The organism is Acinetobacter sp. YH12043 (genome assembly GCF_013419915.1).
Taxonomy (GTDB): domain Bacteria; phylum Pseudomonadota; class Gammaproteobacteria; order Pseudomonadales; family Moraxellaceae; genus Acinetobacter.
Genome location: NZ_VOZD01000026.1, coordinates 23290 through 40217, shown reverse-complemented (window position 1 = coordinate 40217; position 16928 = coordinate 23290). Strand labels below are relative to the sequence as shown.

Genomic DNA, 16928 nt, shown 5'->3' with positions numbered 1-16928 from the left:
TACTCCTTACAAACTATTTCTTTATGTATTCTGATGGAACACAACCTTTGATTAAGCATTCCCCATCTCTAATAGCATGATTCAAATCTTTATTTGCATCTCTTAATTTATCTCGATTTTTTTTACTAGGATTACGATCATATTTCGCCTGAGCTGCATCGACTTTAGATTGTAATTCCTTTCTAACTTCGGTATGTGTCACAATCTGACTACCAGAAATCTTACCTGCATCAATATCTTCCTGCAATCGCTTCGTATCAATCTTAATTTGCTCACCACCATAATTTTTAGAATCAATAGCTATTGCTGGATCACTTGTTGAAATGTATGGTGTATTCTCAGAATTACCACCTCTAATATGAGATTGAACAGATCCTGTTCCTTCAGGGTTTGCAGCAACCAAATCACCTTTGTCATTTATGTAAGCTTTTGGTTTACCTTTATAATTTTCTGTAGCAGAAAAATCATGATCATTACGAGTAACATAATCAGGAACAGTAGGTTTTACTGATATTTCATCACTATTTTTAGCTTTTCCTTTCCCTGAAATTAGTGTCTCAGCAGCTATACCAACAATAAAAGTAGCACCTAGCTTTGCATTTTGCAGTGATTCCGCATAATTAAGACTTCGTTGAAAATCATCATCGCTTAGTCCAAGCTGTTTCAACTCACTAATTTTTTCAGACCGACTCCAATCATCATATAGACCATCTGAAAGTCCGTAGAGTGATTTTACTAAATGATCTGATACCGCATTTGTAGCATAATCAATATATTCTCCACTAAATTGATTAACTATATATCCTGCTGTTGCTTTTACAGGCCCTCCTAACAACACGCTAGCAGCAAGTTGTATTTTTTCAATGTCAACACCACTATCTACAGAAATTTTTTCTATATTTTTACTAATTTCTGCTGCCGCATGTAAAAATTTAAAACCTAGTAAATCCGTTTCTTTTACAGCAAGAGAACTATCTGTATTTTCAGCTAATATACTAATTAAGGAGTTTGAGTTGACTATTGGTTGCTCTTTAGAGAGCTCAGAATTAAGAATCTGTTCAATGCCACTACCATTCTGACTCAAAATATCTAATTGTTCTTGGACAGCAGATAATTTTTGAATTGCATACCAATAATTATCTGTATCTATAATCTTTTCGACCTCTTTAATTTCAAGACCATTTTTCAATAGCTCCCCTGCAACTTGCTGCCCATATTCCTCTAAACCCTCAAAATCTGCTGGTAAACTATAAAGTTTTGCTTGTATATTATTTAAACTTTGTAAAGCCTTCTCTTTATATTCTCCCTCAGGCATTTGCTTCACAATATTTTCAGCACTTTGACGGAAATTTTCAGGTAATTCCTTCTGCTCTTGAATAATCTCCGCCCGTCCACTCTTACTCAGTAAACGCTGATCAACCGTCACAGAACCATCCAGCATGCCCGTCACTTGGTCACGAGTAATTTCTTGCGTATTATTAATGTCCCGATTGGTGCTGTCTGAGGCATTTGCAACAGTCCCTTGACCCATCGTTGCCTTAGTCAATTGTTCTGTTTCTTGTCCACTGCTGTTAAGGCCAATGGTGGTTGAACCGTTTGGATATTTGGATTTTTCTCCATCTTTGTTGTTCGTGGTTTTGCCTATCGTCGTTGATACATTAAAACCACTGCTACTGTTGTAGTTATGATCTTCTATGTCTTTCAGCGCAAGTTCGCCTGAATAGTTCAGCTTACCGTGATCCGTTAATGTGCCGTCTTCATTCTTCGTCGCATTGGCAATCACACCACCAATACTGGTAATATTTTTAACACCCATCGCATCTAGATCAGCATCGTTCTGCGCATTGCCAATCAGCAGCTTACTAGTGTCATTTACCCATGCACTGTCAATGCTGCCCTTACTTTGGTTATAGCCAGCGCTGATATTGCTGGCTTTACCGTTAGAACCAAAACCTAAGCCAATATTTCCGCCTTTGCTGCTATTACTGCTAGTCTCTGTATCCTGCAAGCTTTCTACATGGATCTGATTTACTTGTAGATTACCTCGGTCAGCGATAGAAACCTCACCGCCCTGAATATTCAGTTTGTCTATTGCACCTTCAGTACGATTCAGCACAACTTCACTATTTACGTGGGTGAGGCTTTCGTTTTGTGATTGGCTGGTTTGCTTGCCTATTGAAGCACTGCCGCCACCGCCATAGGTATAGCTCACACTTTGGCTATTGGTTTTACTATTGCTGTCCTGTTTACTATGCTCGACGCCTGCAGTCACATTGAGGTCTTTGCTGCCATCAAAGGTCGTGGTGCCTGTTGCATTCACTCGGCTGCCTTGGATATTGATGTCTTGGCCTTCTGATTTAAGCTGAAGGTTATTTAAATCTAAGTTGCTACCTTGCCATTGGCTTTGTTCTGTATTCGTGGTCGTCGTAGTTTCAATCCTTTCACCATTGGCACCAATAGTAAAGCCATAGGTTGCACTGCTTGCAGCCGCAGATGCGGCTGCTGCCCCTACAGCAATCTGTGCACTTGCCACATTGGCCGTTGCCATTGCGACATTGGCTTTGCTGTCATCTAAGGCTCCTTTGGTAATTCGACCCGCTGCATAGTCACGTTGTGCTTGGCTATAATCATCTTTAGCTTTAGATAAGGCTTTAGTTGCATCTGCAACAGCTTCTACCGCTAAGATTGCATCTAAATAGGCATTGCGAATGCCGACTTCTGTACTGATGGTTTCAGTATGAGTCTTTTCTTCTGTGGTGGTTTTATTTTCATAACCGCCTATGTTAAGATTTCCTCGACCATGATCAATGATCGTATCACCTGTCGCTGTGATATTTTGGCCGAGGATATCTACACCTTCTGCACCTTGAATTGTTAAATTTTCAGTATTGATATTGCCTGACTTATGCGTTGTGGCTGTAGTTTTAACGGTATTCTCTGCGTCTTCAAGTACAAAGCCGCCCACTCGAATGCTGTCTTTATTCAGCTTAACCCCAAGACCTTGTACCGTTTCTTTGCTGTTTGACGTAACAGTTTTGTGTTGTTCTTCTGCTGCATCGAGCGTGACTTTTTTGCCCGCTAAGACCGTGTTCTGTGCATCAATGTTGCTACTGGTCAGTGTCGTTTGACCTGCTGAACCCACATAGACATTATTGGCACCAAGATCGGTCCCTGTTTGTGTTCTTTGCTCAGTCCGTGTGCTCGATGATTCTCCGATCGTGATCTTCGGTGCTTTTAATCCCGGAGCTAAAGCCTCAATACCCGCTAAGCCAACAGCAGTCACTTTCATTAAGTCTTTGGCAATGCCACGATAACCTTTTTGGGTTTCATCCCATTGCTGATCATTGGTTTCTAATGTCGTCAGACTGACATTTTCGGGCAGGGCATTACCATCTTTGGATTTTAAACTGCCATCCGCTTGGCGTTCGAATTGTTTATTGCCAATATAAATATTGTCTTGAGCTTGTATATCATTGGCTTGCAGCTCGATATTTTTACCGGCATTGATATCAACATTTTTGCCAGCTTTGAGCTGTGTTTGTGCAACATCTTCGTCGATATATCCTGATTGACGGTTTTTAAATTGAATTGTATTTTTCTTGGCTGTTTCCGTGCTCTTTATATCAGTATCAATATCTGACAAAAGTTTTACATTGCCTTGGTTTGCCGTAATTTGAATGCTGTCTTTCGCACCAGCTTGCAGGTGCGTGGCTTGAATATCTCCTGTTTGGCTATTGATCAGGATATTGCCACCCGATTGGATGTCGGTTGCAATCGATTGACTGGTCGAAGATTGGATTTTTTTATCTGTTGTAGAGAAGCCACCTTTTTCATGGGCTGCAAGCTGAGAACTGCGTTCATCTCGTCCATTTTCGATCAAGACATTTTGTCCAGCATCAATCACTACATTGCCCGACGTACTGTTCAAGGTGCTGGCTTTAATCTGAGTATTGGCACCACTTTGCAGGGAAATATTTCCTTTCGCCTGAATCTGCGTCCCTACATCTCGACTCGAAGCATTCAGAATCTGATCCTTGTCACCTGCTGAGCTTAAATCACTGCGACTGACATTCACCGTAGAAAGATTCAGGTCTTGTCCCGCTTGGATCGCAATGCTACCTTGGCTTTGTAGATCTGATGCAGTCAGATTGATATTATTCTTGGCATTGGCAACCAGCTGACCATCCGCATCTTGTACATACAGCCCAGCAACACGGCCAATGTTTTCAGCGCTAAATTCACTTAAACCGTGCTTATTTTCAGTTTTAATCGTCGTGGTGATGTTGTTAATGTCTCGGCCCGCATCAAGGGCAAGGATTTGATTGGCGGTCATTGTCCCACCAATATTATTGATATCGGTGTGTGCTGTCGCAAAGACATCTCGACCTTGTATTAAGCCACCCACGTTATTAATGTTATTGGCTTCAAGACTCACCAATTGGCGTCCAGCAATACTGCCTTGGTTGTTTAAATCCCCACTCAGTTTTAAATTGACCGTCTCGCCTGCAATCAAGGCACCTTTGTTGTTTAAGTCCCCCGACTGTACCGCAACATACACTTTCGGTACCAAGACTTGGATTTTTTCGCCATCAACGGTAATGGTTTCTGTCACCAGCCACACCATATCACTGGTCAATCGAGCAATCTGTGCTTCTGAGAGCTTCACTCCAACACTTAAATTAAGATCTTTGGCAGCACTTACCCCAGAATCCATCAAGGCTTTGAATTGATCCTCGAAGTTCGTATAACCATCTAAATAAACTTGACCCGTCAGTTGTGCAATTTGGTCATTGACCAGTTTTTGCTCGTAATAACCATCCCCTAAACGTTTTTGCATATTTTGTGGGTTGGTCGCGAACATTTGCAGCATGTAATCACTGCCTAACCAATTTTTATAATTGGTAAAGGCATCGCTGCTTTCAATCAAAGGGCGGTTATTATTTTCTTTATTAACGCTGTATAAGGATTGCAGCGGTAAGCTGAGTTCTGAGGTATCACCATTTAATGTGCCTTGGTGAGCACCATCATATTTCACCACATCAAGTTTTATTGGCGTTACGATATCAGCTGGATTATAGGGTTTAACACTGTTCCACTTACTTCGTTTACTTGTACCTAATGTATTCCAACCTACATAGTGATACTGTGATGTCCCCGTTTTAATCACACGATGCTCACCCTCAGCATCAATATTATTCACTTCATTTTGTTCAATATTAATGCCTTTCGTCGCTAGAATTTGGCTCTTGTCATTGGTCAGGCTTTGGCCTTTTAGCGTCAGTGTGCCACCTGAAATAATCTCCGCTGGTGCACTGGAATCCACATAGTGTTGGGTTTCGTACTGGTTGTAGATATATCGGGTATAGTCTTCATATTTTTGACCATCCAGATAAATGCTGTCATAACTGCCACGACCTGTAATATGCGATGAATCAAGAATTTCAGCGCTTCCAGCACCTTGATAAGCGGTCACATCTTTGCGGGTTTCTGGTATTTCTTTGACACTTGAACTGAAATGCAAATTTCGGTTGGTCAAAATATCCACGCCTAAGTACATATCACCCACGGATTGAATACGTGCACTGGCATTGTCTAATAATGCGGCAGAGCCTTCTGCCATATGGTTTGCATTGAGTTGTCCACCAACAGTCAGCGCACCTTCGCTGGCAATTAAGGCTTGTTCTCGGTTTTCAATTTTTCCGCCTGCAATATCTAAGCGTTGACGTGCCGCAATCGTGCCTGCTTTGACATCGCCATTGGTTTGCTGTTCTGCATTGAGAAGATGCGCGGCTTGCAGGGCAATATGGTCACCATAGATTTGACCTGTACCCACGTTTTGGATGCCTTGACTGGCATCAATACGAGTTAAACCTTGGCTATTAATGAGGCCGGTATTGTTGACGTTTTCAGCCTGAATGCGTTGATCGCCTAGACTTAATATCTTGCCATTATTGTTTAAATCTTTTGCTTGAAGATTTAAACTCGCTGGGGTGCTATCGACTTTATTTTCTGCAACTACTGCACCGCTATTTTGCAGCTCGCCATTGGCACTGATTTTAATATGCCCGGCTGAAGCAAACACTTGCCCTGCATTGTTAATCCCAACCCCTTGTTCGGTACTGATTAAACTGATTTTGCCCGCATACATTCCGCCTAAGTGACTGGTATCAATGGCAAACTGTGGCACAGTGCCTGCCAACCCCGAAGCCGCCTGTATCGCACCAGCCTGCGGATTAACTTCAATATCATTTTGTCCAGCAACCACCGTCAATTCTTTAGCCCAAATCCCCGCATTGATCTGTGCAGCACGGCTGAGTAACTGGGTATAGTCGGCTTTACTGGCATCCAAGCCCTGACCTGTGATGTTAATCACCCCGTCACGGACTTGATAACCTGTCACTTGTCCATTTTGAATATTCGGATTGGCGGTACTTAAAGTCACCCCACCTGCATTGATAAAACCGCCACCATCGACATTAATCCCAGCTTGGTTGGCAATGATCACATCTGCTTTACGTCCACCGACCTCTACATAGCCATTTAAGTGACTTGGATTGCTGCCGTTCACCTGATTAACAATGACTTTGGCTTCACCGCCTGCAAGCCACGGATTGGCTTGGATATAACCCCCAAGCTGCGTTTGAGTATTTTGGCGGCTGTTATTTAAAATGACACCGTTCTGATTCACATCAAATTGCTGGTAGTGATTCACCGATACCCCAGCTTTGCTTGGGGTTTGAATATTCACCTGCGTTGTGCCATTGGCACTGTTCAATATCGTTGGACGCTGATTGCCTGCCGCATTCGAGTCTGCAACAACATTGCTGTGCGATACACCAATAGATGCATTGATCAGGGCAGTGCCTGTAATCAGCATCAATGAAAATGAAAGAACTTTTAAAGCTAAACTTTTTTCAGAAGCAACGACTGGTGTTTCAAGATCAACCGCTTTATTATTCTGTGTTGAGGCTTGTCCTGCAGCTGCGACATTTTCTGCAACAGCAATCATTTCACCACGGGTTTGACTAAAAATCGTTTTATAGCAGTTCTTATTCATTTTTCAATTACCAATGTGTCTTTATTTGGGAGATTTTTTCGCTTTAATACTACGAGCTCATTTTTTAGTTTGTACTTTTCTTTAGATCAGAATGAATAACTGGCACTAAAACCATAATTCAAATCATAATTTTGGAAATATTCAGGCTTCTTGATTGGTTTACCGATAAATATATCGTAGTAAAAAGTGCCACCCACCTTAAATTGACCACGTAGCCCCATCGCACCACCCACAAGGGTTTTACCTAAAAGCCATTGGGCAGATTGACCATCAACATGCCCAGCATCCAAGGCCATATAGAATTGATGTGCGGGAAAAATAGACATGGCTAAATCATTGCGCCAGTAGAAGCCACGGTCTGCTGCTAGGGTTAGGTCACCATCAAAACCGCGTACTGTATACCTTCCACCAATGGAAAGCCGGTCTTGGATGGTCAGCGGGGTGTCATTGTATTGCGCTCTAAAGGCACTTGAGTAGCTATATTGCTGGTTCTCAAATTGGAACGGAACATTCAGATTGGCATCTAGCGTCCAGATCTTCATCCGTGATGTACCTTCGTTCAGCGCTTCCTCAACTGCTGGTAATGAATCGAATGCACCTGTGCCTCGCTTATACCCTAGACTCAAATCCAGCACTGCAAATTGAATATATTCACGATGATCAAGGTTTAACTGCCAACCCGCAACATCTCTGCGCTGTATGGTCAGTTCGGCATCATCAATATAGCTTTTAGATTCTCGATGCCAGCCTTTCAAGGTCGCTGAGGTTTTACGCTTGGCATCCCGATAAAGCAATCGGGTCAAGCCTAAGTCTTGAGTCTGACTTTCTCCATTATAGTTATAGACATTATTGGTGCCTGCAACAGCTTGGTCATAATTGTATCGACTCGCATTGGCGCTGATCAGCCAGTTTTTATAAGGGACTGAATAATGAAGGGCATAGTTATGGGTTCCGCTCTTCACAGTGGTTCCATTTTGATCCGTAATCTCTTGCTGATCTGCTAAGTTACGGCCCATGGTGACGTAAAATAAGTCACTTCTAAATAAAGGGTTATCGACTGAAACGGTGATGTTACCTTGGTATTTACCGGTTTGACGACTACCGGCATCATCAGCACTTAAGGTCACGCGAATTGGAATTTTTCGCTGTTTCCATTTGACGATAACATCACTTTGATTGGGCGCATCTGCAGGAATAATTTGAATATCAGCTTCCGCTGTAGGCAGTCTTTTTAAGTTTTCTAAGCCTTGCTCTAAGTCACGTAAATTGAGAATATCGCCACTCTTCATTGGAAAGATATTTTTGGCATATTGAATTCGGCCTGCTCGGGTATTTTCCTCATCACTTAAATCGAGTTTGATTTCTCGAACTAATCCCGGAATGACGGTGAGTTTTAATACGCCTGTACTTAAGTTTTGAGGTGCAGCCAATATTCGTGTCGTAGTAAAGCCTCGGCCAATGATGATGTTCTGCGTTTGCGTCATCAACAGATTAATTCGCTGCTCACCCATGCATAAACCTGGAGTAAAACTTAAATCTTTTAACGCTTGTTGCACATATTGATCAAAATGCTTACTCATTTCGCCATCAAGTTCAACTGTCTTGATTTCAAAACAATTCTGATCTTCAAGGTCGGTAAGTTGTACAGCTTCTTTTTTTTGGATGACATCTAAATTAACATCACGTTCTGGTTGTATAATTTTTTCTAGTTCTGCTTGGCGCTGCTGGTTTCGAATCAAACCATCTATCGCTGGATCAAATGTTTCTGCAAATGCAAAAGGAGTAACAACAAAACCACCCAAAGTAAGCAAAATACTTTTTAATACTATATTTTTTTTGAACATAAATTTATTGCATGTTAAATTTTGCGCAGAAATTAACAAATAATGACCAAATATTCAATGGTATTTTATTTTTCAATTTCTCCCATTAGATTGTACCCCTCAATAGACACTTAACTTTCATTCTGCAGGACACCTTCACTTGCCACATGTGTCGTTGATAGCCAATCTGACCATTGTTCTTGATATAACTGTACCATATGAGCACTTGGCTGTTTTTTCGTAAGCGTCCGCTGAACACACCTTATGAATTCATCCTATAAGCCTTAATTTAGTCCCCACTTAAAAACAAGTGGGGACTTAAATTTATGACGACAAATAATCAGACATCCATCGCATCTCTAGCGAAAAAACGAAGAACATACAGTGCTGAATTTAAACAGCAGATCGTTCAGGCTTGTAAAGCACCTGACGTTTCAATTGCTTCGGTCGCTTTGCAACATGGATTGAATGCAAATCTTGTATCCAAATGGATTCGCTTATTTGATGGTAAACCAAAGAATGATCGCTCACCACCACCGAATAAACCTGCATTTATTGCCTTATCCTGCTCTGCACCATTAGATCCTATTTCTACTAATATGTTAACGGTTCAAATTGCTTTACCTCACTCAAAAGCAGAAATTGGCTTTGTGATACGGGTCTGATTTTTCTTGATAAGCTGTGGCTCAAATTTACCCTCACGATCTCTAGGGGTATCTAGTTCAAACTCACCATCATCAGTCAGTAGACGCTTCGTTGTGTAACCATTGCGAGCATTTTTACCTGTTCGTGGACTATTCTTTTCGTAACCTAAATGGTCGGTGAGTTCCGCATTAAGGGCAGTTTCAACAGTCAATTTCTTTAAAGCCCGACTAAAATTATTGAGATCGAGTTCGGTTTTTAGGTTCTTGGCTAACTCTTTAGCGAGTGCCAACATTGCTTCATCTTTCATGGTAAACACCTTTTGTTTGACCCCAACAACGTTGGGGGAGTTTAAGCGTTTACATAGTTTTATTTACAGTCTCAACAAATCCGAAAACAAGGCATCACCATTGCTCATCTAAGGAGTAGACCCAGATACGATATTAGGCATATTTAGGTTTTTTGTCGTGTACAGAGTCAAAAAAGATAGAATCTGGATTTTTATTACATTTACTATCCGTATACTTCAACAGCAGCTTTGAATGTTTCACTTAACCTTAAACTTTTTTTAAAATTAAATATATTTACATATACGTTCTAAAATTTGATATAATTTATTAAAACTTTAGATTCCAAGTGTAAATAATGAGAAGCGCTAATATTCGACGTGATGGCTACTTAAAATTTCTGAATACATGGCAAGACCGTGATGTCATTAAAGTACTTTCAGGTGTGCGTCGCTCTGGAAAATCCACCTTATTGGCAATGTTTCAACAAATCCTAAAAGCACAGGGTGTACAAGCCGAAAACATCATTGCCATCAACTTCGAATTTATGGAATTTGAAGAACTCACCGATTACCGTAAACTACATGATTATGTATTGTCCAAAGTTGATAAAAGTAAAAAAAACTATGTTTTCTTAGATGAAATACAACATGTTACAAATTTTGAGAAAGTAGTCGACTCTTTATATGTTCGGGATTATATCGATTTATATATTACAGGCTCAAATGCATTCTTTCTAAGTGGAGAACTTGCGACTTTACTTACAGGACGCTATATCGAGCAACATGTTCTACCTCTGTCATTCCAAGAATTTAAACAGTGGCATATTGAAAATAATCCGATCATCCAACAATTATCAAATCGTGATTTGTATGCCATGTATACGCGCAGTAGTTTCCCTTATACGCTTGCCATGACTAGCCAGCAGGAAACTTATGATTACTTGCAAGCAGTCTATGCCAGTGTAATGTTTAAAGATGTTATTCCCCGTTTGAATACTGCCGATATTAACTCTCTCGAGCGTGTCGCAAGATATTTGGCAAGCGTGACAGGCTCACCTATTTCCATCAATAAAATTAAAAATACCTTTGTTTCAAGTGGGGTTAAAATTTCATTTGAAACAGTAAAACGCTATATTCAGGGCTTACAGGACAGTTTGTTATTTTATAGTGCCGCACAATTTAAAGTACGCGGGCGTGAGTTATTACAATCCTCTGAAAAATACTATTTAGTTGATGTCGGATTGCGCCGGATTATGTTGCCTGATGCTAATGCTGATCAAGGTCATATCTTAGAAAATGTGATTTATCTTGAGCTTGTCAGACGAGGTTATACGGTCTATGTAGGGCGGGTTGATGAATATGAAATTGATTTTGTTGCTGTCGATACTTTACAGAATTTAACTTATTATCAGGTGGCATTAGAAACGCTCAATGAGGAGACACTCAGCCGAGAGTTACGTCCATTACAGAAAATTTCTGATTCGTATCCCAAGTATTTGCTTACCTTAGACACGATAGGGACTGAAGCGAATTATAATGGTATTGTAAAAATGAGTGCTCTCGATTGGTTGCTATCTGAAAATAAGTAAAGTTGAGGGTAGACATGGATACACTTATTTATTAATTAAAACTCAAAGACTTTTCAGCATTAACCAAGAGTGTGATCAAGCATAATTTCTGCTCCATTTGTGATGGATTGATTTACCTCGACTCGATTTCTATCTGATTAAGATGTATGGTCCGCTTGCATCATGTGAGGACAGGAAAAGGCGAAACGGCTACTTTTTGCATGTGATTAGATAGTTACGGCTGTTATAATCCGTTACTTAACGGGGGATTAATATGTTTAAAAATTTATTACTGAGTTTATTTGTGGCTGTTCCACGGCTTTGTTGCATAAAGATTTTGTAAGCTTCTGATTTAAATAGGTTTGTATGAATTTCAACCTAAAAATTAATGAACAAAATCAGTTGGTTATGTATTTATGCAACAAAGCCTATGTTAGAATATTTTTTTATCGATAGTCCAACATTAAAATTTCGTCTATCTGCGGGCTCAAAGAAACGATTATTACTATCATTGACAATCACGGAACCCACATAGTTTCGATCTAATAAATTATCTAGTCGTGCATAAGTATTTACTTTCCAGTCTTTATTGACCCACAAATAGCCAACATTTGCCGCAACGACCGTATAACTTGGTGCAGTATCAGAGTTGATATCATCGACATAAATCTTGTCCATATAACGTGCTTCTAAGCCTGCCTGAAATCCCTGCTCAGGTTGCCATGCCAAGCCTACAAAAGCTTGATTCTTGGCAATACCTGGAATATATGTTCCTTTTTGTATCAGCGGTTTGGTTGTGGTCGCTGGAATATCAGCATCAAAAGTCGCATCTAAATAACTATAACTGGTTCGAATATTGAGTGCTTGCCAGAGCTGTTTTTGCCACGATAACTCTAAGCCTTCACGTAAGGTTTTTTCTGCATTACGAAATGTGCTTCGCCCGCCATTGGCATCGTCAGGCACAATGTCATTTTTAGTTTCAGTATGAAATACAGCAAAAGTAAATAACCCTAAGGTATTCTGCGATTTTAAGCCAAGTTCTACGGTATCACTGGTCGCAGGTTTTAAATTAAAGTTAATGCCTGAAGTCCCTACTGTAAGATAGGCCATCTCGGTAAAGGTTGGTGTTTCGAAGCCTTTGCCATAGCTAGCATAAGTATAAAGCTCAGGTAATATATCCCAGCCTAAAGCGACAGTTGGAAGTAACTTTTGATAATCTGTTGAACCACTGTCATCACCATTGCCTGTGGTTTAGTCATGGTGCTGAAGCTATTTCTGATGTCTTAATTCTATTACCTGCAACACAGTACATTTAAGTTGATGATGCTACTAGCAATGTTTTAACTATTGGAAAATATTACAGTAATTTAAATTATTTGGGGGAATTTTCAATAAACATAAATTTCGACACGTCACATTGTGTCGTTAGTAAGTAGGATGATTCAATCACTTCAAACTTAGCATTGGTATAACCCTGCCCTATGAGACAGCTTCATAATAAGGCTGCTTATATCTAGAATACTGTGGCAGTTTAAAGTTTTATTTTAATTTTACCTCAAACCACATTTGATAAATAATGAAGAAAACCTAGATATAACCCCCACAAACTACTGATATTTTTAATTTGCTAAAATTTTACATTGATCATATTTCATTCATGTAATTGTCATTTTTGCTTCTTATGATGAAGCTTTTTAAACATGATGCTTCAAAAAAATGAAAAAAAAACCACTAACCTTAGCTTTATTAGCTTCGACAATTTTATTAACCGCATGTACTGATGATGGGGACAATGGTCAAAATGGATTGAATAGTTTGATTCAACAGACGCCTTTAGTACTTGGAAATGATGATTGCTGGAGTGCTGGAACACGTATTGAAAGTGGTTTGGATAAAAATCAAAATGGTGAGTTGGATGCGAATGAAATCCAGCAAAGCTCCATCCAGTGTGGTCCAAACTTATTTGCCCAAGGGGTTGCATTGCCTTACCAAAACTTAACAAGCTTTAAGGCGAATGGAACAACTATTGCGAGTGCATTTACACTTCGACAGGGTGGCTTTGGCTCTGATGTTGCTGCCCATCCTACGAACAATAAACAATTTTACGCAATCACAGATCGTGGCCCAAATGCTGACTATAATGATGGCGTGAATGGTGCTGGTAAGATTTTTCCAATGCCAGACTATATACCTAAAATTGGGTTGTTTGAGGTACAAGATGATGGCTCAATCAAACTCATCAAAACGATTTTATTAAAAGATCGTGATGGAAATAATATTAGTGGATTACCGAATACTGCTGCACTAGGTGGTACAGGCGAAACACCTTACGATATTCATGGCAAGGTCATCGCTAAAGATCCATCAAAGCCTTATGACCCAATAACGAACCCTATCAAACTTGATGATTACGGTCTCGATTCTGAAGGTTTGGCAGCATTGAATGATGGTACATTCTGGGTGAGTGATGAATATGGTCCTCACATTGTGCACTATGATGCCAATGGAAAAGAAATTGGTCGTATTAATCCTTTTGTAAATGATGTGCGCAATACCTTCACTTTACCGCAAGAATTTAGTTATCGTCGTGCCAACCGTGGTATGGAAGGTTTAACTATTACACCTGACCAAAAAACATTGGTTGGGATTATGCAATCGACAATGGACTTACCGACTAAAGCTGTTAATAAATCAACCTTAACACGTATTGTGACGATCAATCTTGAAACAGGAAAAGTTGCTCAGTATCTCTATCGTCAAGAAATTGATGCTAACTCAAACTCAGCTATTATTGCGATTAATGATCATGAGTTTTTAGTACTGGAACGTGATGGCAAATTCCTTAAAGACGATCCGAATATCATGAAACATGTTTATCGTATTGATCTGAAGGATGCTACCAATTTGGAGGATATCGCAACTCAGGGCGATCTAGTGCAAGATCCTAAACTTGGTTTAACGATTGCAGGTAAAACCCTCGAGCAATATTTCATCAATAACGATAAAAAATGGGAAGCATTACAAGCACTAAATATTCAGCCAGTAAGTAAAACATTGGTATTGGATATGGGTAAACGTGTAAGTTATGCGCATGACAAAATGGAAGGTCTATGGTTGATTAACCGACAAACTCTTGGCATTGTGAATGATGATGACATGGGTCTTTGGACAACCAATGGTTTAGAGCAAAAGTATTTGGATAATGTGGGCATGCGTGTCGATACACCTACCTTATATATTGCCGATAAGTTAAATCTTTTCAACCCATAACAATGAATGAAGCCCAAAAGCTAAAACTTTTGGGCTTTTTAAATTCAACTTTTGTCTAGAGAGAAAAATGAGAATAACTCAATCGGCTTTGATAACTTTCTTGGCAATTACAGTGCTACCATCGCTGAGCTATGCATCTCCCAAAGCCACATCTCGCGAATACAAAGTACTATTAGATCCCATAAATTTTAATTATGGAAATGAAGCAAGCAGCATAAATAGCTATTTTTCAGCGGTGAAAAATGCGATTGAAAATAAAATCAGTCGTGACGTAACTGGTGCTATGATCTTTGATACACAAAGAGAAATCCGCTTTTACGATACTCAAGGAAGCTGTACTTTAAAAAATATGGGATACAGCTTCAGAGAGCGTAATGAAAATGGTACAAAAGAAGTAACTTTAAAGTATCGTGGATATGACCATTATATTGCTGACTTCAAAGATTTGACTAGCAATGTATCAGGCGCAAAAACTAAGCTAGAAGATGACATTACTCGTAAAGATAACTTGAGTTTCCTTGTAGTTGCAAGCAAGTCAACAACCGTACCAACCTCGCGAACCATTAACGATTTTGAGGATATCAATATTCTATTTACTGGCTTCAAAAATGACTATAATTTTAATAATAGTCTAGCCCTGAATCAAGTTGGTGGTCTAACTATCTATGAACGAAAATATAGTGGTGCAACGATTGATTTAGGTGAATTCGATGCAGATTTAGAGTTAAGTTTATGGTATACCCTATTGCCTTACGGTAGTCTAAAACCTGTTTTAGCAGAAATTTCGTTTAAATATTCAGATCCCAATGCGAATTTCACAAGAAAAGTAGTTGATCGTGCTGCTTTAAGCTTCAGTGCTTTAAAAGGTTTAACCCAATATAATGCACCAACTTCGACAGCAACAAAGACTCAGTTTGTGTACCAATATCAATCAAATTTCTGCAATTAGCCTTCATACACATCTAGAAAATTTAACCTGATAGAAACAATAAAAAATGGGTAACTGTCAGATCAGGTTTGAGATACAAGTTATCCTTCTCTGCCCCAATTTCAAGCCCAATATTTAAAGCTTGGGCTGTTCTAAACACATTAATCACACAGCCTAAACCGAGTGAATAAATCGGCTGTCTTAATAGAACAACAACAGCACCTAGAATATGCTCAACTTCAGCCACAGTTTCAGGCTCGTATAGGTATTTTCCGTTCGCTTCTACGTGATTGTCAGTTTAGGACGCAAACTGGGGCTCATCCCGCCTGCACGTCCAACGCACAGCTTGGGGTATGAAGAATCACTCTATTGGTTCAGAGTATTGGCCTTCTTCGATGGCAAACGCAGCCGCATGTCGAAAAGGCCCATCAGGCGAAAATAGCAAGCCCCCCATTTGATCACTTACCGTGGCAGTTGGGACAATGGGGCAACACTTGATATGCCGAGCTTAAGAGGGTGAATAAGAGGGATGTGAACCGCCCCAAGGAATGGGGCAATTGGGGATGCGGTAACAACTCCTAACCGCATCAAGAATACCAAACTTGCAAAAGTCCCAAATTGGGACTAATATCTATTTATGAGAATTATCGCACTATCAACCTTAAAAACATTTTGGGAAGACAGCTCAGAATACATTGACGCTAAAGAGCCAACGTTAGCTTGGTATAGGCATGCATTAAACGCTGATTGGGGAGCACCGGCGGATGTGAAACAGGACTTTAGAAATGCCAGCATCCTCAAAGATGGGCGTGTCGTGTTTAACATTGCCGGTAATAAATACCGGTTAGTTGCTTGGATCAATTATGCGTACAAAGTGGTTTACATACGGTTTATCGGCAGCCATGCGCAATACGATAAAATTGATGTACAAACGATTTGAAGCCAAAAGGTAGTAACAAGAGGTAAATATAATGGACATCAGACCTATTAAAACAGATGCCGACTACCGCGCGGCATTAAACGACATCGAAAACCTAATGATGGCGGAGCCTGATACCGTCGAAGGCGAAAAGCTGGACATTTTGGTTACGTTAGTCGAGGCCTACGAAGCAAAGCATTTTCCAATGGATTTGCCAGACCCTGTTGAGGCAATAAAGTTTGAGATGGAGCGCAAAGGCTTAACCGTTAAAGATCTTGAACCCATGATAGGTAAAAGCAATCGTGTTTATGAAATCCTAAACCATAAGCGATCACTCACGCTAAAAATGATTTGGAAACTTCATGAAGGGTTAGGTATTCCAGCAGAGTCGCTGATCAAGCCACCGCAAGTTCGCGCTTTATAGTGCTGCGA

At 40.0% G+C, this 16928-nt stretch carries 9 protein-coding genes and 3 pseudogenes; 7 read left to right on the top strand and 5 right to left on the bottom strand.

Annotated features, from left to right (window positions below; all coding sequences use genetic code 11):
* Positions 1-13: 13 nt before the first annotated feature.
* Positions 14-7057, bottom strand: coding sequence for a hemagglutinin repeat-containing protein (locus FTU01_RS12490; RefSeq protein ID WP_179994266.1), 7044 nt, complete (start codon positions 7055-7057; stop codon positions 14-16).
* A gap of 86 nt (positions 7058-7143) precedes the next feature.
* Complete coding sequence (locus FTU01_RS12485) at positions 7144-8901, bottom strand: ShlB/FhaC/HecB family hemolysin secretion/activation protein (protein WP_154320126.1); 1758 nt, start codon at positions 8899-8901, stop codon at positions 7144-7146.
* Positions 8902-9206: 305 nt separating this feature from the next.
* On the opposite strand from FTU01_RS12485, the gene FTU01_RS12480 reads away from it, so the two are divergent.
* The gene (locus FTU01_RS12480) at positions 9207-9545 is read left to right on the top strand and encodes a transposase (RefSeq protein WP_154320127.1); all 339 of its coding nucleotides are present in this window, start codon (positions 9207-9209) and stop codon (positions 9543-9545) included.
* Here the strand turns inward: FTU01_RS12480 and FTU01_RS12475 are convergent.
* Positions 9530-9832: pseudogene (locus FTU01_RS12475) on the bottom strand (transposase); the annotation flags it as partial. The gene FTU01_RS12480 and the pseudogene FTU01_RS12475 overlap by 16 nt on opposite strands.
* 335 nt (positions 9833-10167) lie before the next feature.
* On the opposite strand from FTU01_RS12475, the gene FTU01_RS12470 reads away from it, so the two are divergent.
* Positions 10168-11400 (top strand): ATP-binding protein, encoded by a 1233-nt coding sequence (locus FTU01_RS12470; RefSeq protein WP_094069408.1) that lies wholly within the window; start codon positions 10168-10170, stop codon positions 11398-11400.
* A 38-nt stretch (positions 11401-11438) separates the two neighbouring features.
* Positions 11439-11525: pseudogene (locus FTU01_RS15650) on the top strand (HNH endonuclease); the annotation flags it as partial.
* 268 nt (positions 11526-11793) lie between these two features.
* On the opposite strand, the pseudogene FTU01_RS12465 reads toward FTU01_RS15650, so the two are convergent.
* A pseudogene (locus FTU01_RS12465) lies at positions 11794-12621 on the bottom strand (TonB-dependent receptor domain-containing protein); the annotation flags it as partial.
* Between the two features lie 474 nt (positions 12622-13095).
* Here FTU01_RS12465 and FTU01_RS12460 point away from each other — a divergent pair.
* Positions 13096-14649 (top strand): esterase-like activity of phytase family protein, encoded by a 1554-nt coding sequence (locus tag FTU01_RS12460; RefSeq protein WP_167846514.1) that lies wholly within the window; start codon positions 13096-13098, stop codon positions 14647-14649.
* Between the two features lie 67 nt (positions 14650-14716).
* Positions 14717-15598, top strand: a complete 882-nt coding sequence (locus tag FTU01_RS12455) for a hypothetical protein (protein ID WP_179989051.1) — start codon at positions 14717-14719, stop codon at positions 15596-15598.
* A 22-nt stretch (positions 15599-15620) separates the two neighbouring features.
* Here the strand turns inward: FTU01_RS12455 and FTU01_RS12450 are convergent, their stop codons facing one another.
* Positions 15621-15824: a hypothetical protein gene (locus tag FTU01_RS12450; RefSeq protein ID WP_094069354.1), complete on the bottom strand. Its 204-nt coding sequence runs from the start codon at positions 15822-15824 to the stop codon at positions 15621-15623.
* A gap of 390 nt (positions 15825-16214) precedes the next feature.
* On the opposite strand from FTU01_RS12450, the gene FTU01_RS12445 reads away from it, so the two are divergent.
* Together FTU01_RS12445 and FTU01_RS12440 are read left to right on the top strand one after the other, a co-directional pair.
* The gene (locus FTU01_RS12445) at positions 16215-16517 is read left to right on the top strand and encodes a type II toxin-antitoxin system HigB family toxin (protein WP_154320130.1); all 303 of its coding nucleotides are present in this window, start codon (positions 16215-16217) and stop codon (positions 16515-16517) included.
* A gap of 31 nt (positions 16518-16548) precedes the next feature.
* A complete protein-coding gene (locus FTU01_RS12440; RefSeq protein WP_000354814.1) occupies positions 16549-16920 on the top strand; it encodes a type II toxin-antitoxin system HigA family antitoxin in 372 nt (123 codons plus the stop codon).
* The last annotated feature ends 8 nt before the right edge of the window (positions 16921-16928 follow it).